Genomic DNA, 19643 nt, shown 5'->3' with positions numbered 1-19643 from the left:
TAAGCGGCTTTTTTATGTCTAAACTTTACAAAAAAAGGCCGCTATCATTAGATAGCGACCTTTTTGATTAACCAAAACTATTTAAGTTATTTAAACTCTGATTACTTAGTATAAGCTCGTGGCATTTTTGAATCTGTCGTATAACGGTCACGCAGTTTATCTTGGCGAGATTGTGTAGATACCTCAACGCCATTAATAAACATTTTATTCACGTGGCTGCTAAGTTCAAACGGGTCATTACTCCACATTACTACGTCAGCTACTTTACCTACTTCAAGGCTACCTGCATTAATGCCAAATACATCAGCAACATTTGATGTAACCGCTTTTAACGCGCCTTCTTGGCTCATACCGTACGATACAGCATTACCAGCATCAAAACGTAGCTGGTAAATGTTGTGGCTTGCATCGCCACCTACCGTTAATAATACTTTAACGCCCGCTTTTTCAAGCACACTAGCATTATCTAAACTTGCATGAAGCGAATCAAAGCTCCCTGGTAAGCTATCCATTGCACTAATAATCACTGGAATATTTGCTTTAGCAACGCGCTCTTTTACTACTACAGCATCTTGTGCGCCGTTAAGTACTAAGTTAATACCAAATTGCTCTTTTACTTTAATTAGCTCAATAATATCTGCCGCACGCGAAACGCCAACCACTAATGGCATTTCACCACTGAGTACTTTAGCCATTACTTTATCTTCAGTACTTGGCTTGTCGTCATCTTTTTTCGCTTTTTTACCGACTTTAGTTTTGTGCTCATCAAGCTTATTAATCAGTGTTTGCAAAGTAAAAGCACGTGAGCCTTTACTACGCTCACCTAAGTAAACAATTAAAGCCGCTTGTTTTTGCATGTCGCTGTCAAAACTACCACTTAAATCAACAACACTCGCAAGGCCTGAAAAAATGCTATCGCCGCCATGAGGAGTAATTACATCGCGTGTTACGCCGCCTTTACGAGCATAAGGAATTAAGCTCGAATGTGCGTTGTAAGCCAAGCTTACATCAAAATCAATACCTGCTTTTTCCTCGCCTGCATCGCGAGAACCTGCAACGGCACTTACTTCAACTAAACCAAGTTGATTAATACTTGCTATAAAGCCAGGAGTTACAATTTGGCCCTTTGCATCAATAATTTGATCTGCTTTAATTTCAGTTGGGTTAATCGCTGTAATTTTACCATCTGTCATTACAATGCTTGCCGCTTCTAATACACCTTGATCAGATGACGTATGTAATGTTGCATTAATAATTGCTAGTGATTGTGCGCTTACAGCACCAGATGCTAATAATCCTGCAGCAACCAGAGAAAGCGAAAACGAACGTGATAAATTTTTCATTCTGGGTGCTCCTTATTGTTGACCTAACATAAAATCACTTGTTGCTTGGTACGCGCCATCGTTTCTATCGTAAACTTTTGCACCATCAACAAACACTTGTTCAGCTTTAGCATAGACACTAAATGGGCTTTGATTCCAAATAACCACATCGCCCTGCTTACCGGCTTCTAGTGAACCTGTTTTGTCATCAATACCTAGTGATTTAGCAGCGTTAGACGTGATCCATTTAATTGCGTGTTGCTCAGAAATATCAAAACCATTTTCGTTAGCGCGGTACATTACCTTGCCGGCTTCTTGGTTTAAACGCTGAATAGTAGTATCTGAATCTGAGTGAACAACTGCACACGAGTTTTTAACCGCATCAACAATAGCCACGTTTTCTTGAACCATGTCGTAGGCTTCCATTTTAAAGCCCCACCAGTCTGGCCAAAGTGCAGCACACGAACCATTTTGCGCAAGTAAGTCAGCAATTTTATATGCTTCTACACCGTGATGAAAAGTACCCGCGTGGTAACCAAATTCTTTTGACAGGTCAATCATCATTGCCATTTCTTCAGCTTTATAACAATGATTATGAATACGTACTTCGCCTTCAAGCACACCGCGTAGCGTATCGTGTTTAATATCACGTACTGGTGCTTCTGGGTTTAAACCGGCTTCATAATCGGCGTCGTACTTATCCCACGCACGTTTGTATTCAGCGGCCTCAGCCCACGCCATACGGTAACCAGCCATATTACCCATACGGGTTGAAGGCAATACTCCTTGACGACCATAAACACGTTTAGGGTTTTCACCACACGCCATTTTTAAACCATACGGCGCCTCTGGAAATTTCATCCCTTGCATAGTGTGTGCAGGTACGTTTTTAAGCGTAACGCCGCGTCCACCAAATAAGTTAGCTGAGCCTGGTAAAATTTGTAGCGAAGTAATGCCGCCTTCGCGTGCACGATTAAAGCCTGGATCTTGTGGCCAAACAGAATGTTCAACCCACACTTCTGCAGTGTTAGGGCTGGTCATTTCGTTACCATCTTGATGCGACTCAACCGACGGGCTTGGGTATGCGCCTAAATGTGAATGCACGTCAATAATACCCGGTGTTACCCATTTACCTTGTGCATCAATTGTAATATCAGCAGTGGCTGTTAAGTCTTTACCGACTTGTTGTACTTTACCGTCGACAAGTAATACATCAGCCTCATCTAAACGCTCACCAGTACCTGTAAGTACTGTTGCATTTGTAATAAGAGTGCTTGATGTAGAAATTGGCTGATAAGTACTTGGGTAAGGATTTTTGTTAATTGTTATTTTATCGTCTTGCGGGCCGCTTTCTTGGCAACCTACAAGTGCAGCAGCTAAGCCAACCGCTAATAAAGAAGGTGCAAATTTTTGCATGTTGTTTGGATCTCCTGTTTTTTTGCTACTTTAGCGAAACCTAAAGGATAAAGCCAAAAAAACAGGTGAAAACGCAGTTAATTAAGATGAATTTCTGTAATTATTTCTTTATATAATTGTTATACAACTTTTCAAGCGCACCTTCGGTGGTAAGCGAGAGATCTTTACTGATAAAGTGCTTAACCGTACGCGTTACAAAATCAGAATTTTGCTTATGTAGCTTAGAAAAATCTTTAATAAGTGTATTACCGTCTTTAGCCGCAGTTACTTTGTCATGACGATGACGATACTGGCTCAATGCTTTATTAAAATCGCCTTGGTAGTCTTCAACCAAAATTTTATAAAAGTCGCTTTTTTGAACATTTAAATCGTTAATGCAGTAATTTAACGCTTCTTTAAAGTCGGTAAATATCATGCCCTCTACATCAAACTCTTTTGTTTTTTCGCGCACGGCTACTTTGGCATCTTCTGTGGCATAGCTAAAACCCGTAAAGGCTAAACGCTCAGCGGCTTCTTTTCCTAATTTCATACCCGCTTGAATACTATGGGCAAACTCGTCGCTCATGTCGCCAAGTTCGCTTTCTTCCCACATGTTATAAACGCGCAGTGGTTTAGCATATTTATTTGAGAGCTTTTTTTTAAGCTTGGTAAAGCGCTCATCAATCGTCATCAGCCTTTCGTTATGTAAAAGTGCGTGGCACTCATAACACGCAGGGATAGAGATAAAGTCAGCCTCTTCACCTAAATCAACAATACTTTGTAGCATATGCAGTGGCGGACAATGATCGCGCTCTGTTGCTTCACAGCCACAATAAAAACACTGATTAAAATGCTGCTGATCGCACGCGTATGCTTGCTGATAATAACTGGCTAACGTTTTGCTCACCGTTGCTCCTAAAAAACACGACTAAATTATGGGGGCGATAATAACAGTCTGAAAAAATAAGTCAGCCGCAAAAAAGCATTTAATTTAATTATTTTACAGATATCACTTAACACAAAACAGCGCTTAAATAAGCGCTGCAATTAAACCAAATAAACCACCAAACACACCGCCCCATACTACAAGCCAGCCTAGGTGCTCGCGGATCATGGTTTGAATAATCTCTTTAACCATTTTAGGAGTAAGCTCATCTAAGCGCTCATCAACTAGTTTAAGCACCGTTTTATGTAGGCTTTCTGCGCTATTACCTTGTGAAAGTGTTTGGCTTACTAATGCTTTAAAGTCGTCAGTTTGAGAAATCTCACTAAGCGACAATTGCATTTTTTCAATAAATTTTTCACGCATTGGCTCTATTGCCGCTGTGCCACCAAACATTCCTAACATACTACCAAACTGAGACTGCTCTATTACCTCTAACAAATTGTCGAATGCAGGGTTTAAATTAACATTGCTGATTATTGGCTCAAAGTCGATATTGGGCTGCGCTTTATTAAGTAAATTATTAATTTTTTGCTCTGAAAAAAACTCCGTTAATATCAGGTTTCGTATAGCGACTTTAAAGCTTTCAAATTTAAGCGCTATAACACCTGAACCATATAAAAACGGGACCTTTTCAAATAACATATGAATCGCTAATAAATTAGTTACCGCGCCAGAAAGTGCAAATAAACCAACAGACAACACAATTGCTTGGTTAAACATAAAACCTACAACAACACATAAACCCGCTAGCAAATTGGTTATTAAACTTTTGTTCATTTTAACTCCACTACAGTAAGTGTAATTTTATTCAATATAGCCGTTAATTTTACAACGTTTAGATTGTTAAATTAATACCTTTTTGCCATAGTTTAAGTATCTGTTTAAAAGGCGAGCAATTGTTATGTGGAAAACAGTAAATGAGCACATCAGCCGAGCCATCAATTTTGACTTTAAGCACACCTATAAACGCCAATTACAAAGTACAAACACCGACAAACTATTTCATATTACTAATGGTACGCATAACTACTTCGTTAAAATAGCACTAAAAAGTGAGCTCGAGCGTTTAGAAAGTGAATTTATTGGCTTAAAACTTTTGGCGCAAAATAGTGATTTTAAAGTACCTGAATGTATTACAACTGGCGCAAATATAGAGTTTTCGTTTATTGTTTTACAGTGGCTTGTTTTAGATAAACAACCCCACGACACGTGGACTAATATGGGACGAAACCTCGCTAAAATGCATCAAAAACATGACCAAGCTATGTTTGGCTTTGATGTAGACAATTACCTAGCCACAACCATACAGCCAAACCGCTGGCACAAAAAGTGGGATGTATTTTACGCCGAAGAACGTATAGGGTGGCAACTACAGCTACTCGCTGAAAAAGGCATTAACTTAATTGAGCCCGAACGCTTAATTAATACCGTAAAAGAGCAACTACATAGTCATCAAGTACAACCTTCATTACTGCATGGCGATTTTTGGCGTGGAAATATGGGCTTTTTAAAAGCAGAACCAACGGTATTTAACCCGGCTTGTTATTATGGTGATCGGGAAGTAGATATTGCAATGAGCGAACTATTTGCCCCCCTGCCTAAAGACTTTTATAGCGCCTATAACACGCACTACCCGCTTTCTCAAAATTACGAAAAACGTAAGTTAATATACCAGCTATATCCTATTTTAAATCACGCCAATATCTTTGCAGGTCACTATCTTACTGAAGCTAAACAACATATAGAAAAGCTGGTATTTGAAGGTATAAAATAAGTGCCATAAGCTGCATTTCAACACTATATTTAATGAGTAAGTAGGGGTTCATCTGTAAGCGATTAAGTTGAACCTAACTTAATTATTTATAACTGGAGTGATTATGAAAGATTTTTTATCACAACGAATAACGTGCCCACACTGCGGTCACCACATACATCTAGACCTAGACGCAAGCAGCGGCGATCAAGATTATATAGAAGATTGCACTGCCTGCTGTAACCCAATTCATTTAAATATGCATATAGACCATGCTAACAATAAATTGGAGCTACACGTAGGCAGTGACGACGAACAAATATTTTAACTTAAGCCTGATGGCGTAAGTAGTTCTCTACCGTATTTACAATAGTGTAAGTTTGCTGATCAACTTCAATATTAAACTTGTCACCCACTTGCGCTGCACCAATATTTGTAATGGCGAGCGTTTCCGGAATTAGGTGTAACCAAAAACCTTGTTCATCAACTTCGCCTACGGTTAAGCTTGCGCCATTTATCGCAACAAAACCTTTATATAACACATACTTTTGCCACTCTTTTGGCAGACTTAACTGAATTTTACAATTGTTCTCAAGCTTCACTATTTGAGAGATTTGTGACGTACAATGAATATGCCCAGACACTATATGCCCACCAAGCTCAGTACCAAACGTAACAGAGCGTTCGTAATTTACTAAACTACCTAGCTCAAGCAGGCCTAAATTAGTTAACTTTAGCGTTTCGTCAATCACATCAAAATGCACTTGCGCCACCACATCATGATTACTTAGCTCAACTTGCACCACCGTTAAACAACAGCCATTAATAGCAATGCTTGCGCCTAAATCTAAATGCTTAACGTACTCATCGCTCACCGATACAACTAAGCGTAACACACCATCAGTTTGAGTTTTAGAGACCACTGTTGCTTGTGTTTGCACTATTCCTGTAAACATAAAATCACTTAAAATTATTACAAAGTGCTAGTTTAACGTATCAACTCATAAAATCATTCACTACTATGATTTTTATTTGAAACGCAATGGATTACAATTGTCGCCTGTTTTATTCAGTAGCTTTTTTTATGACCTTTTGCAATTGGGAAGCCAAGCGTTTACTTTCCCTAGCCTTACCTGTTTTTTTAGCACAAGTTACACTTATTTTAATGTCGGTAGTCGACACAATTATGGCTGGCCAAGTTAGCCCTACTGACTTAGCTGCACTTTCTATTGCAACAGGGATATGGAACCCATTATTACTGGCTCTGCAAGGTATTTTATTAGCGCTCACTGGTATTATTGCGCAGTTTTCGGGCAGCGATGACCGCAAAGGCATTAGCCACTATTTTCAACAAGCGCTTTATTTAACCGCTATTTTAAGCTTTACAGGTTTTGGTATTGCCCATTTAGCAGATGCCATTATTTTAAAGCTCGATACAACGCCTGCTATTGCAAGCCTTGCTATTGACTACATCCATTTTGTGAAATGGGGTGTGTTTGGATTTTTAATTTTTACGGTATACAGAAACGTTACCGAAGGCATGGGGATGACCAAACCCGCCTTTTACATAAGCCTATTAGGTTTAGCCGTTAATATTCCAGTAAATTATATTTTCATAAATGGCTTATTTGGTTTTCCCGCTTATGGCGGCGCAGGCTGTGGCATTGCCACAGCAATTGTTTTAACTGTTATGGCAATAGCACAAGTCACTTACTGCCAAATAAGTAAAAAGGTAGATGCTAAAGGCCTTCTTTCATCATTCGAAAAACCTAATTTCACTACCATTGGTATTATTACTAAGCTAGGTATACCAATTTCACTTGCTACCTTTTTTGAAGTCACTTTATTTGCGTGTATACCGCTATTTATTGCGCATTTAGGTGCAGTGGCTGTATCGGGGCATCAAATAGCAGCGAGTGTAACTACATTGCTGTTTATGATGCCGCTGAGCCTCTCTATCGCTATAAGTATTCGTATTGGTAATCTATATGGTCAAAATAATTTACAGCAGTTAAAAGTTGCCGTATCGACTAGTTACATATTAGCTATTGTAATTGCACTATTTTTGGCACTTATTACTTTTACAGGTCGTGATCTAATTAGCCAACTTTATACCGACAGCCCTGCGGTTATGGCTCTGGCTTCATCAATTATGATATTAGCGTGTGTCTACCAATTACCCGATGCATTACAGGTTGCTGCAAATGGCATACTCCGTGGTTTAAAATACACCACGCCTATATCGTATATTACGTTTATATCGTATTGGTTAATCGGCTTTTGTTTAGGTTACGTATTGGCAAGAACAGACATAATTGTGCCAGCTATGGGGCCACATGGCTTTTGGGTTGGAATAATAGTAGGCCTTAGTGTCGCTGCTATTTTATTAATGCTAACAGTAAGAAAACGTCTAAAATATGAATTTGTTAACAGTGATGCACTCAATCAAAACTAATAAGCTCAGCCTTAAAACATTACCAGCTACTTTGCTGGTAATGTGTTTTTTAATACTTACTGGCTGCAACAAACCACAAAGTACTGTAAACACTACTTATATTGAGCGCTTAATTAGCACAGTTGATACAAGCCCAACACAGCCTGAGCCGCTCAAGCAACTCCCCTTACTGCAGCCTCCCCCGATAGCACAAAGCGACTTAACACTGAGTATTGTTGAGCTTGCAGGCATTAGCCAATGTAAGCTTAACGTACTTATAAGTGAGCACAACAACCAATTAGGAAAAACCGCCAGCGCTGCTGGGCAATTAAAGTATCAAATAAACTTTATTAAAAGTGCGCAGGTTTGCTTAAATACGCTTGATAAAAATAGCCCTAGTTACACAAAAATACGTGCAGCCAAAACTTACAAAGAAACACACTTAATACACTTTTTTAACGCCATGCTATTTAAAGAGCCCGAGCTTAATAAAACATGGCTGTTAACATCAAACGAGCTAAGTAGCGAACCCGCAGGCTTCAGCGATACCTTGCAGGCGCTAAAGCAACTTGTACTTATTAAACAGCAAATTAAGGCTAAAGAATTTAGTGAAATTAATAGCGACTCTATTTTTAGCGCACTCGAACAGCTTAATAAATTTCAATTTAACCAAGCACTCATTCAATCAGTCCGCATGCAGGTGGTGTTAAACAACAACGCCACACAGTTTGTAAAAAAACTAAACTTTAATACGCTGTGCCCTCAGGGTAAAAATAATAAAAACGCAAAAATCATAAGCAACGTATTTCAAAAGTTTTACCTAAAAGAAATTCAGCCCTATCAAGCGCAATTAACTGGTTATCTAGAGGTACTACAACCGCTTTATAACGAACTTTGGTTTAACGAAAGTATCTCAAGCCCTCAAATTAATAACTTAGTCAAAACGGGCTCGACAAGTAACTTACTGAACTTACTTAAAAGCTCAGCTAAAAAACATGTGGTTTGGTGGCAAGGTTTTTATAAAACGTGTGAAATAAGCCCAATATGAATAAAAAAACGGCAAATAAACTCAAAAACAACAAACTTGCTTGATTCACCAACCGCCACGCTATATATTAGCCGCCGTTGTTAAGCAATTAACACCTACTTAAATAAAGTAATACGACTGTAGCTCAGTTGGTTAGAGCACTACCTTGACATGGTAGGGGTCGGTGGTTCGAATCCACTCAGTCGTACCAACATTTAAGTAAAATAAATAAAAGTACATCTAAAGGAAAGAGCACTACCTACTCTTGACCAACCGGTCCAAGGGTCAGTAACTCGAATCCACTCAGTCGTACCAACATTTAAGTAAAACCTCAAAAATTGTACGACTGTAGCTCAGTTGGTTAGAGCACTACCTTGACATGGTAGGGGTCGGTGGTTCGAATCCACTCAGTCGTACCACTTCAAAGCAATAATAAATTCAAAGAAAAAGCACTACCCATTCTTGATCACCCGGTCCAAAGGTCAGTGATTCGAATTTACTCAGTCGTACCAATTCAAAGTAATAAAAACCAAAGAAAAATACTACCCACCCTTAATCACCGTTCCAAAAGTCAGTGATTTAAACCCTCTCGTCGTACCAATTCCAAGTAATAATAAATCCTAAGAAAAAAACTAACGTAGCCCATAGAGCTGCTACTTTGTACCGTTTTGACATAAACCTATATGAAAAATTAAGAGAATTTTGTTTACGTTTGAGTTTTAAATAATTTGATTTTTGTTTTACCGTAAAACCAAAATACACGTATAGGTTAGCTGTACAACGTAATTTAAAAGCGTTTGCTAACCTACAGAACCTCATTGTATCAACATGAAAATTCGACTGTAATCTCTCCTAAACCTTCGTACTTTATTGATGTTTTTTTATTTATATCTAATTGCATTAGGCCGTTATAAGATCCTGTAATAAAAATATGGCCTGCTTTTAATTCAAACCCATTCGCCGTTAAAAAGTTAACAGCCCAATATAAAGGAAGTTGTGGTAAACCTGCAGGATGCTTCCCTGCATAGCTTTGTAAATCTTCGCCCTGCTTAACATCAATATTTATATCACTGCTTTCGTATGCTTTTCTAACGTCTAATTTAGGGCCTAAATATACACCTTGATTAGATAATCCATCGGCCAATTTTTCATAGTGTGTTGCTTGATAACCCTCTGGAAATCTGTTTTGAATAAGCTCCAACGCTAAATGTGCGCTATCAATGGCATTATCTATTTCCTCATCTTTATATTCTTCATAGCTTGCTAGGTCTTTGTTTAGCACAAATGCAATTTCTGGCTCAATGAGCGCTTTATTATTTTTTGTAAAAAGAGCACAACGCCTCATAGATTTAACCGGTGCATGCAAAAGTGGCGCGAGAGCAATCGTGCTATCACCTGATGGAAGCATACATTTCCAACCATACACTTTTTGGTTATTTAGCTTAATCATCAACTTCTGAACTGCTAAAACGTCGTCTATGGAATTAAGCGGTATATCTGATGATAAGTCAGGTATCGCAATGCCTTGCTCTCTTTTATTTAGTAAATACTTAGCGATATGTTCAAGCAAGATTGAGTTATCCACTGTAGTTCCTTTTTTGCTATTGAAAGTTATTTGCATAGTAATAATAACAGTGTTCTTGACAATTAAACATATGATGTTTAGATTTATCGAATGTTAACTTTTTTGCGAATTTACTTCTTGTTAAGTGAGTAAACTCTCAAAGGTTGAACTTTATCTGACGACACGACACACAAATATATGGAGATCACTATGCGTTCAAAGAAAAAAATTGCACTCGGTGTTTTAGCCGCTCTCTCAAGCTGTTCATTTGCTCAAGCTGCTACAAACGATAAAGTAAAAGACGATACTGAAGTTATTGTTGTAACGGGTGTTCGTTCAAGTCTCGAGGCCGCATCATCTCTAAAACGTTACAGCGATAGTGTTCAAGATAGTATTGTTGCTGAGGATATTGGTAAGTTTCCCGATCAAAATGTGGCTGAGTCTTTACAACGTGTTCCTGGCGTTTCAATTAACCGTGTAAATGGTGAGGGCTCAAAAATAACCGTTCGTGGTTTTGGCCCAGAATTTAACGTTGTTACATTAAACGGACGTACATTAGCCACTTCTGAAATTGGTCGTTCGTTTGATTTTCAAGTATTAGCAGCAGAGCTAATATCGGGTGCTGATGTCGTTAAGTCGCCTACGGCTAAAACGCCTGAGGGCAGTATTGGTGCTTATGTAAACGTTAAAACAGCACGCCCATTAGATAACCCCGGATTGCATGTGTTGGGCTCTATAAATGCTAAATACAGTGAGCTTTCTGGCGAAACAAGTCCTGAATACTCTGCGTTATTTAGCAATACGTTTGCTGATGAAACATTTGGTTTTAATATTGCCCTTTCACAACAAAAAAGTGATAACCGATACGATTCAATGGGTACAACCCGTTGGTTATTGCTTAATAATGAGCCTGGTGTTATTGAAGGCGATATTCATAATCAAAATGGAGATGTGGTTACGCCAACTATGCTTCGCCATGCCGGGCGAATTGAATACGCATTAGGGCAAGAGCATCGCGAACGTACAGGCATTAATACCAGTTTTCAGTGGGCACCAGATTCAAGCTTTACCAATACCTTTGATTACATGTATACGGATCTCTCAGTAGAAACTCAAACTCAAGGTTTGCAAGCCGGTTTACAGTATCCTAATTGGCGAAATGTGGTTGTATCAGACAACGGTACTATTTTATCAGGCACTAAGTTTTCGGGTAAAACACTGGGCGGAACTGGTGAAAATGTAGATTTTAGAATTGATGGTTTATTTCAAGAGCTGGAGTCAAAATCAAAAACACAGGCATTTGGGTTTAATTCTATAAAAGAATTTGATGTATTAACGCTTGAGTTTGATATAAGCCATTCAACATCAAAATCAACGCCGCGTAGCGACTTATTAGTTCCTAATTATATTTCACCAGAGCGAAACGATAGTTTAAATTTTGATTTTAGAAACACTGATACCGTTAATTTAGACACAACCATTGATTATGCTTCGCCGACAAGCGTGAGAGCACATTGGAATCAAGTTTCACATTACGAATTAGAAGACACGATTACGGAGCTACAAACAAAAGGGAAATACCTACTCGATTTAGAGTTCGCTGAAAGCCTAACCTTAGATTCAATCGATTTTGGTATTGCGTATTCAGATCGTAAAAAAGTAAGAGATCGTTTTGAAACATTCCATGAAGATAACTGTGGTTTAGTGGCACCGAATGCCGATATTTGTGGCGAACTTAGAGATATGCCTGATGACATATTTTCAGCGAGTCCCTATTCAGATTTTTTAAGTAGTGAGCCGGGTAATTTTCCGCGTGACTTTTTGTTTGCTGATATAAATAAATACCATAGCGCTATTCGTGATATGACCAAAAATCCAAATTGGCCAAACGAGCAATATAACGAAATCGCATCATCAAGCGTCACCGAAGAGAAAATAAGTGCTTATTCGCAATTTAATCTCAGCGGTTTAATTGGTGATTACGATTGGCGCGGTAATGTGGGAGTCCGTTATGTAAAAACGGATACAAGTTCAAGTGGTTACGGAAAAAGGCGCCTAGGCTATACGGGCGAGCTTGATAATGGCCAACCTTTATTAGTTGTTGATTACACAGACTCAGGAAGCCTTAAAGCCAAAAATAGTTACACTAACTGGCTACCTAGCGCTAATTTTAGTATTAATTTAAGTGATAACTTATTGGTAAGAGCCGCAGCGGCTAAAGTTATGTCGCGCCCTGCCATTGACGACATTGGCGTACAAACAACGTATACCGATATGCAAGCAGGTAGCTTTTCTCAAACAGGTGGCAATCCTTATTTGGCACCTTATAAAGCTAATCAATACGATTTATCTTTTGAATATTATAGTGATAGCGGCGATTCTTACGCGGTTAACTTTTTCAAAAAGGATATATCTAGCACAATTGCACAAATAACTTATCTAGATAATACGCCTGATATTTGGGATGGGTCGCAATACGTTGATTCATCAGTAAGTATTGATGGGTACGGCAATGTAAACGAAACTATTAATACTAAACAAAACCAATCAGGCGGCTCAATTACTGGAGTAGAACTTGCTGTACAACATAATATGGATTATTTACCGAGCTTTTTAAATGGCTTAGGTGTGCAAGCAAACTATACATGGGCTGATACTACAAATAAAAACACACAAAAAATAGAGCTTCCAGGTGTGACCGACCCAGGTGATAAATTAGAGGGATTTGCCGAAAACTCTTATAACATTGTTGCATACTACGACAAAAATGCATTTCAAGCGCGTTTAGCCTACAACTGGCGAGATGACTTTTTAAGTAGCCGAGCTGGTATACGCAGTGGTGGATTACCAGAGCATACTGCGGCTTATGGTCAGCTCGACTTTAGTATGTCTTATGCGGTTAACGATAACTTTACGCTAACAGGCGAAGCAATAAATATAACTGATGAACGTACCTATCAATATGCCGATGTAAAAGAGCGCATTATTAATACCCAATATACTGGTCCGCGTTACCGTATAGGTATACGCGCTAAGTTTTAACGCTTAATTGAAATAACCCAAATTGCTATAAAGATCGCTCATCAGCGATCTTTATTATATTCCCACTATGTCAGTTTTAAACATATAAACAACGATTAAAATTAGTTACCACTCCCCCTTATTTTGTGCACATTACATTGACCAGCCAAACATAATATGTTTATATTTAAGATATGAGCGAACTTATATATTACGACCTAAAACAAACATCAGGAATGGCAGCAAGCCTTTCTGTTCAAGTGGCTAAAGAAATTGGCAGACGCATTGTGTCTGGATCATTTGAAGCCGGGAGTTTAATTGATGATGAAGATGCACTCGCTAAACGCTACCAAGTAAGCCGCGTAGTAGTACGCGACGCAGTAAAAATCTTAGTAAGCAAAGGCCTACTTGATGTACGCAGAGGTATTGGTACGCGTGTACTACCTCGTGATAGATGGAATATGCTAGACGATGACGTATTAGCATGGCATTTGTCAGCACCACCTAATCGTAAATTTTTAGAACAACTAATGGACGTGCGCCTAGCCTTTGAGCCAAAGGCAGCACGTTGGGCAGCTGAACGTGCGCGCCCTGAGGATTTAATTGAAATTGCAGCCGCATGCGAGCGCATGGCTAAAACAGATAACAGCGCAGAAGATTTTATTATTGCTGATTCTTTATTTCATAAGGCAATTATAAGAGCAGCACAAAATAGCTTTTTAGCTTCTATGGAAGGCGTTATTTATTCTGCACTTTTGGTTAGTATTAAAGTAACAAATAAAGACCCTCGCGATAACGGTGCATCTATTCCGTTTCATCGTGAAGTGTACGAAGCCATTGCTGCAAAAGATGGCGATAAAGCCGAATTCCTCACCGAAAAACTCCTAAAAGATGCCAGCTTTCGTCTTTCTGCGACAGTAAATAACAAATAGCCATTGTTTATTGTCGCAAATTCATATAAATAGTACGTATAAATAAATAATACGGACACTAAGATACTATGAGCGAATTAACATACTATGATCTAAGACGCAGCAGTGCCATGTCACCTAGCTTACCGGTACAGGTAGCTAAAGAATTAGGCCGTAGAATTGTTGCTGGCACATATACTCCTGGCACACTGATTGATGATGAAAACCGTTTAGCTGAACGTTTTCAAGTAAGTCGAGTTGTTGTTCGTGACGCAGTAAAAATTCTTGTTGGTAAAGGGCTTTTAGATGTACGCAGAGGCATTGGCACTCGCGTAAAAACCCGTGATAACTGGTCGTTGCTTGACGATGATGTTCTTGCGTGGCATTTAAGCGCCCCACTTAATCCTGAGTTTTTAACTCAATTAATGGAGTTTCGCTTAGCCTTTGAACCAAAAGCCGCAAGTGTTGCAGCTCAGCGTGCAACTCCTGAAGATATTAAAGCCATAGAAGATGCGTTGAATGAAATGCAAAGCTCAGTAAGCGATTTAGATAAATTTGTTATTGCTGATGCACATTTTCATGGCGCTATTTTACGCGCTTCTCATAATGAGCTATTTATTTCGATGGAATGTGTTATTTTTTCAGCGCTACTAGTAAGTATTAAAGTAACTAACCAAAGCGCAGAAAGTAATCATGCTTCTATTCCGTTTCACCGAGAAGTATTTGATGCAATTGCCACCGGTAATAACGAAAAAGCACAATCCCTTACAGAAAAGCTTTTAGCAGATGCTAAAGCAAATTTAGCTAAGTTAATGGATATTTAATTTATTTTAAATAGCACCGCTAACTCATCATTTAATGTGAGAGGAATGATGAGTAGCGATGCAAGCACAACAACGTTTTATCGCAATTTAATTAAAGATAATATTCAGCATAATTTTTAGCATTAGTTGTAAATTCTTCTAAACCCATTCCGGCTTTATACAAGCCGCTTCCTAAACCAAAACCCGATGCCCCAGCATTAACAAATTCATCCTGGTTTTGAGGCGATACACCGCCCACAGGGTAAATATCAATACCCGAAAGCACTGTTGTAATTGCTTTTAAGCCTTTTGGACCTGCTGTATCTGCTGGAAAAAACTTAAGTGCGTCTGCACCGGCATGCAATGCAGCAAACCCTTCAGTGGGTGTATAAAATCCTGGTACGCAGTACAATCCTTTTAATTTACTAAAACGGATCAGCTCTACATCGCTATGCGGAGATATAATAATACGACCGCCTGCTTTAATTACCTGATCAACTTCGTCTTTAGTAACAACCGTGCCTGCGCCAATAATGGCTATATCTGCGTATTTATCACTTAATAACTTAATACTTTTTAATGCATCAGGAGAGTTAAGTGGTACCTCTATAACGCGGTAGCCAATATCAATAAGTACCTTTGCATAATCAATCACTTCACTTGGTGTAATGCCGCGTAAAATAGCAACCAGTGGTAGTTGCTTCATAGCATGTGTTAACGAAATTAATGACATAATTGAGTTTCCTTTTCAGTGACTAAACCGGCCTGTACAGCTAGTGTAAACATGCCTTTAGTCGATGCAGTTGCACTGCTTAAAATAGAAGAAGTAAAGCCGAGTTCTTTTAATGCTTCACAATACAGAGTGTTTAAACTTGAGTTACCAATTAAAAAAACATGCTTAATGTCGTTTAGCTTACTTTTAATACCCGCAAGCTCAGCGCCAATAAGTAAACCAGATAAGTAACTAGGTACGTTTTGCAGCGTTAATTGTTTATCTAGCTTTAAAGTACGCGCACTAAATAATGCACTTAATAAACTGCTTTGAACTTGACTCACACCAACGCCTTTTAGAAAACTTGGCATATCTGTTGGTGTTTTATCTAGTGACTCTAACCCTTCACCTAAAATGCTTTGTTTAGTCAATAAATCAAACATTTCGCCGGTCATGAACGTACTAAGACTTGTAATAACCGTTTTTTGATCAGTATCTTTTGCAACTTGGACCCACTTAGAGTGAGTACCGGGTAAGCAAAACATAGTCTCACTTAAGGTTTGACTACTTAGCTCACCCGCTGTTTTCTCTACATCTAATACGGCACCAAATACTTGTACTTCTTCACCGCGCATTACATCGCAAACATTATTTTCCATAACGTATTTAACACCCGGCACAATACTAATTTGTAAGCCTGCTTTATTATTTGCTTTACAAAGGTTTACGCTCATACTACCGAGATTAGCTGGCGCATTTACATAGCCTGTATCTTGCCAACCAATAGCACCGCCTACCATACCCGCCATAATAATCGGCGTTTTATGTTTTGATAACCAGCCTGATATATAACTAAGTAATACGGTTTCTAAACAGTTGTTTTTAATACAAAGTACGCCCTGCTCACCATTAACAGTATCTAAAATGCTGCCTTTGCCATCGACTAAAAAAGCTCTAAAGTTAGAGCTCCCCCAATCAACCACAATTAATGCTGGTAAGTTGCTTTTGTTATCGCTCATAAGCTTTGCCCTTATTTATTAAATTGATACTTCGTAATGTTTAATAAAATCAAGGTCGGGCTCAATACCAAGGCCTGGACCTTGTGGTAGCGCAACAGTTCCGTTGTTATTTTTAACTTGCTCATTAATGTTTAGAGACTCTTGCAATAATTGCTCTCTAAATAAGTTTGGCGTTGTATCGTACTCAAGCATAGGTTGTACTGGGTGTGCAGCACCTGGTAAATCAGGTAATGCGGCCAATAGGTGTAGGTTTGTGCCAACCGCAATAGCCGAGCCCCATACATGGTTTATTACAGGCACAAAATGCGCGTGTGCCATGGCTAATACTTTTTGATATTCGGTAATACCACCGAGTGCACACACTTCTGGCTGGAGTAAATCAACGCAGCGGTTTTTAATTAAATCTCTAAAGCCCCAGCGAGTAAATTCTGCTTCGCCACCGGCAATACTCATATCAAGTGCTTCACATAAATCGCGATAGCCTTGATGATCCTCTGGTGCAACTGGTTCTTCAAACCAGTACACGCCTAAATTTTGCAGCTCTCGACCTAGCGGAATAGCTTCGCGCGCTGTATATGCATGGTTAGCGTCAACCATTAGGCGCATATCGCGGCCAATACCTTTGCGTACAGCTTCAACAAGCTTTATATCGCGGTCTGGCGAAAGGCCTATTTTCATTTTCATGGCCGTGAAGCCCATTTCTTTAATACGTTGGCTTTCTTCAGTAAAGCGCTCTTCCAGGTTTGGAAACTTTTGTAGCATCATGCCGTAACCATAAGCCGGAATACGGTCTCTAAAAGCCCCCCCTAACAACTTATAAACGGGTTGATCTAAAAACTTACCTGCGATGTCCCACAGAGCAATATCTACACCAGATAAAGACTGAATAGGCATGCCTTTTTGGCCATGATCGCGCAATAAATTATAAACTTTATGCCAAATCACTTCTCTGTCGAGTGGATCCATGCCCAAAATCATAGGCTGAATCACATGCTCAACAATTGTTTTATTGGCAAACGCAACGCCGCCACCGCCAAAACATTCGCCCCAACCTGTAATACCTATATCGGTACGAACTTCAACTAAATGTGCGGTACGTTTAGCGTAATACTGCTGCGAATAACCAAGTTCTTCTTCTAGGTCGTACTGTAAAATGTGGCTAATAATTTGTGTGATTTTCATAGTCTGTTCCTTAAACCTTTAACGCGCGAGAAACACGTTTATATGCAAGGTAGTCATCTAAAGCTAACAACGAACAATCAACACCCACGCCCGATTGCTTAATACCAAAATGAGGTAAATTAATGCTATATTTAATGCCGTTAACCTGTACTTCGCCAAAGCGTAAATGTTTAGCAAAGTAAGAAATGGTCTCTTCGTTACTACTAAAAATAAATGAACTTAAACCAGCTTCCGTGTCATTTGCATCGCTAAGCACTTGTTCGTTATCACTAAATATAATAATGCTAATAACGGGGCCAAATATTTCGTCTTTGTATATTTTCATGCTCGAATCAACATTTGTGAGCACGGTTGGTTCGTAAAAATAGCCATTAACACTGGCAGGTTTTTTACCACCTAATTGCAATTGTGCGCCATTTTGCTGAGCATCTTTCACTAGCTCATCAATACGTTGCCATGAGTTAGCATCCATAACGGGGCCCATATCAATAGCCTCGTTTTTATCAAAACCAACTTTTACTGCTTTTGCACGAGTAAGTACTTTTTCAATAAATTCATCTGCAACGCTTTCGTGTACAAATACACGATTTGGGGTAACACAAATTTGCCCTGCGTTGGCAAACTTAACACCACAAATTACATCGGCTGCGTTATCTAAATTCGCATCGCTGCATACAATGGCAGGTGCGTTACCACCAAGCTCCATTGAATAACGCTTGATTGACGTAGCACCTGTTGCAATTACATGTTTGCCCACATTAGTAGAACCAATTAAAGTAAGTACAGAGGGAATAGTTGACGCTGAAATGGCATCGCCTACGGTGCTATCCGTGCCCGAAAGTATGTTAACCACACCTGCTGGCAAGCCGATTTGTTCACATAATTCGCCTACGGCATAAGCAGACAAAGGCGTTTTACTTGATGGTTTTACTACAAGCGGACAACCCGCAGCCATTGCTGGGCCTAATTTATAAGCCAAGTTTAATAATGGAAAATTCCATGCTAAAAATGCAGCCGCTACACCAACAGGCTCACGCGAAAGAACGTGGCTGTGCGTACCTTCATTATCTTTTAATTCTTCATCGGCGATATTAACAATGGCATCGGCGTAAAAATTAAGGCTATCAACTAACATTTGAAAGTCGTCAGCGGTTGACTGCCATGGTTTAGCCATTTCTAAATGCACGCATTCACGTAAGTGTTGCTCGTTTGCAATTACTGCATCACGCAGTTTAAGCATCCATTGAGCACGCTCTGTTGCAGGCGTTGTTGACCAACTTGAAAATGCTTCTTGCGCAGACTCTAAGGCCATGTTTGCTTCATTAATACCTGCAGCCGAAATTTCGCCTACAACTTCGAGTGTTGCAGGATTGATAATTTCGGTCGTTGCGTCACTCGTTATTAATTTTCCACCGATATACAGTTGTTTAGAAAGCATTCTGTCGCTCCATTATTATCTACAACACCCTAAGGGCTAAATGACTAAAGTAAGACACACCGGCCTCAATACATAATAACTATTTAAACATATGATGTTTGATTGAGCAAACACAA

Annotated in this window: 17 protein-coding genes and 2 tRNA genes; 9 read left to right on the top strand and 10 right to left on the bottom strand. The window is 39.2% G+C overall.

All coding sequences use genetic code 11. From position 1 onward, the window contains the following. Positions 1 to 101: 101 nt before the first annotated feature. The 4 genes from EU510_RS03040 to EU510_RS03025 all read right to left on the bottom strand — a co-directional run bounded on the left by EU510_RS03040 (position 102) and on the right by EU510_RS03025 (position 4440). Positions 102 to 1343: an amidohydrolase family protein gene (locus EU510_RS03040; RefSeq protein WP_149592204.1), complete on the bottom strand. Its 1242-nt coding sequence runs from the start codon at positions 1341 to 1343 to the stop codon at positions 102 to 104. Between the two features lie 12 nt (positions 1344 to 1355). Then, positions 1356 to 2738: an amidohydrolase gene (locus EU510_RS03035; protein ID WP_149592203.1), complete on the bottom strand. Its 1383-nt coding sequence runs from the start codon at positions 2736 to 2738 to the stop codon at positions 1356 to 1358. A 100-nt stretch (positions 2739 to 2838) separates the two neighbouring features. Next, positions 2839 to 3624 carry a hypothetical protein gene (locus tag EU510_RS03030; protein ID WP_149592202.1) on the bottom strand — a complete coding sequence of 262 codons (786 nt, stop codon included), beginning with the start codon at positions 3622 to 3624 and terminating at the stop codon, positions 2839 to 2841. Between the two features lie 123 nt (positions 3625 to 3747). Beyond that, a complete protein-coding gene (locus EU510_RS03025; protein WP_149592201.1) occupies positions 3748 to 4440 on the bottom strand; it encodes a DUF445 domain-containing protein in 693 nt (230 codons plus the stop codon). Positions 4441 to 4564: 124 nt separating this feature from the next. Here EU510_RS03025 and EU510_RS03020 point away from each other — a divergent pair, with 124 nt between their 5' ends. Next, positions 4565 to 5437, top strand: a complete 873-nt coding sequence (locus EU510_RS03020; protein WP_149592200.1) for a fructosamine kinase family protein — start codon at positions 4565 to 4567, stop codon at positions 5435 to 5437. A gap of 103 nt (positions 5438 to 5540) precedes the next feature. Next, the gene (locus tag EU510_RS03015; protein WP_149592199.1) at positions 5541 to 5744 is read left to right on the top strand and encodes a CPXCG motif-containing cysteine-rich protein; all 204 of its coding nucleotides are present in this window, start codon (positions 5541 to 5543) and stop codon (positions 5742 to 5744) included. Position 5745: 1 nt separating this feature from the next. Here the strand turns inward: EU510_RS03015 and EU510_RS03010 are convergent, their stop codons facing one another. Further along, a complete protein-coding gene (locus tag EU510_RS03010; protein ID WP_007585130.1) occupies positions 5746 to 6372 on the bottom strand; it encodes a riboflavin synthase in 627 nt (208 codons plus the stop codon). 128 nt (positions 6373 to 6500) lie between these two features. On the opposite strand from EU510_RS03010, the gene EU510_RS03005 reads away from it, so the two are divergent. The 4 genes from EU510_RS03005 (at position 6501) to EU510_RS02990 (ending at position 9296) form a co-directional block, all read left to right on the top strand. Beyond that, entirely contained in the window at positions 6501 to 7871 is a 1371-nt protein-coding gene (locus EU510_RS03005) for an MATE family efflux transporter (protein WP_149592198.1), read from the top strand. Next, complete coding sequence (locus tag EU510_RS03000; RefSeq protein ID WP_149592687.1) at positions 7852 to 8898, top strand: DUF3080 family protein; 1047 nt, start codon at positions 7852 to 7854, stop codon at positions 8896 to 8898. The genes EU510_RS03005 and EU510_RS03000 overlap by 20 nt, the downstream gene beginning before the upstream one ends. A 113-nt stretch (positions 8899 to 9011) precedes the next feature. Beyond that, positions 9012 to 9088: transfer RNA gene (locus EU510_RS02995), tRNA-Val, on the top strand. A 131-nt stretch (positions 9089 to 9219) separates the two neighbouring features. Then, positions 9220 to 9296, top strand: a tRNA-Val gene (locus EU510_RS02990). Between the two features lie 404 nt (positions 9297 to 9700). Here the strand turns inward: EU510_RS02990 and EU510_RS02980 are convergent. Next, positions 9701 to 10462, bottom strand: a complete 762-nt coding sequence (locus EU510_RS02980; protein ID WP_149592197.1) for a 2-keto-4-pentenoate hydratase — start codon at positions 10460 to 10462, stop codon at positions 9701 to 9703. A gap of 189 nt (positions 10463 to 10651) precedes the next feature. Here EU510_RS02980 and EU510_RS02975 point away from each other — a divergent pair, with 189 nt between their 5' ends. From EU510_RS02975 to EU510_RS02965, 3 genes are all read left to right on the top strand, one after another. Beyond that, positions 10652 to 13483 (top strand): TonB-dependent receptor, encoded by a 2832-nt coding sequence (locus EU510_RS02975; protein ID WP_149592196.1) that lies wholly within the window; start codon positions 10652 to 10654, stop codon positions 13481 to 13483. A gap of 173 nt (positions 13484 to 13656) precedes the next feature. Further along, on the top strand, positions 13657 to 14394 hold the full coding sequence (locus EU510_RS02970; RefSeq protein WP_055255552.1) for a FadR/GntR family transcriptional regulator: 738 nt from the start codon (positions 13657 to 13659) through the stop codon (positions 14392 to 14394). 68 nt (positions 14395 to 14462) lie between these two features. Next, positions 14463 to 15197, top strand: a complete 735-nt coding sequence (locus tag EU510_RS02965) for a FadR/GntR family transcriptional regulator (protein ID WP_188085393.1) — start codon at positions 14463 to 14465, stop codon at positions 15195 to 15197. A gap of 91 nt (positions 15198 to 15288) precedes the next feature. Here the strand turns inward: EU510_RS02965 and EU510_RS02960 are convergent, their stop codons facing one another. The 4 genes from EU510_RS02960 to EU510_RS02945 are packed head-to-tail and all read right to left on the bottom strand — an operon-like array spanning position 15289 to position 19527. Next, positions 15289 to 15909 carry a 2-dehydro-3-deoxy-6-phosphogalactonate aldolase gene (locus EU510_RS02960; protein ID WP_149592195.1) on the bottom strand — a complete coding sequence of 207 codons (621 nt, stop codon included), beginning with the start codon at positions 15907 to 15909 and terminating at the stop codon, positions 15289 to 15291. Beyond that, the gene (locus EU510_RS02955; protein WP_149592194.1) at positions 15900 to 16907 is read right to left on the bottom strand and encodes a 2-dehydro-3-deoxygalactonokinase; all 1008 of its coding nucleotides are present in this window, start codon (positions 16905 to 16907) and stop codon (positions 15900 to 15902) included. Before EU510_RS02955 ends, EU510_RS02960 begins: the two co-directional genes overlap by 10 nt. Positions 16908 to 16925: 18 nt before the next feature. Continuing rightward, positions 16926 to 18089, bottom strand: coding sequence for a mandelate racemase/muconate lactonizing enzyme family protein (locus EU510_RS02950; RefSeq protein ID WP_149592193.1), 1164 nt, complete (start codon positions 18087 to 18089; stop codon positions 16926 to 16928). 10 nt (positions 18090 to 18099) lie between these two features. Continuing rightward, positions 18100 to 19527 carry an NAD-dependent succinate-semialdehyde dehydrogenase gene (locus tag EU510_RS02945; RefSeq protein ID WP_149592192.1) on the bottom strand — a complete coding sequence of 476 codons (1428 nt, stop codon included), beginning with the start codon at positions 19525 to 19527 and terminating at the stop codon, positions 18100 to 18102. Positions 19528 to 19643: the final 116 nt, after the last annotated feature.

It is taken from the genome of Pseudoalteromonas sp. FUC4 (assembly GCF_008370255.1).
GTDB lineage: Bacteria > Pseudomonadota > Gammaproteobacteria > Enterobacterales > Alteromonadaceae > Pseudoalteromonas.
The sequence above is the reverse complement of the archived record's forward strand: the minus strand, read 5'-3'. Positions and strand labels throughout refer to the sequence as shown.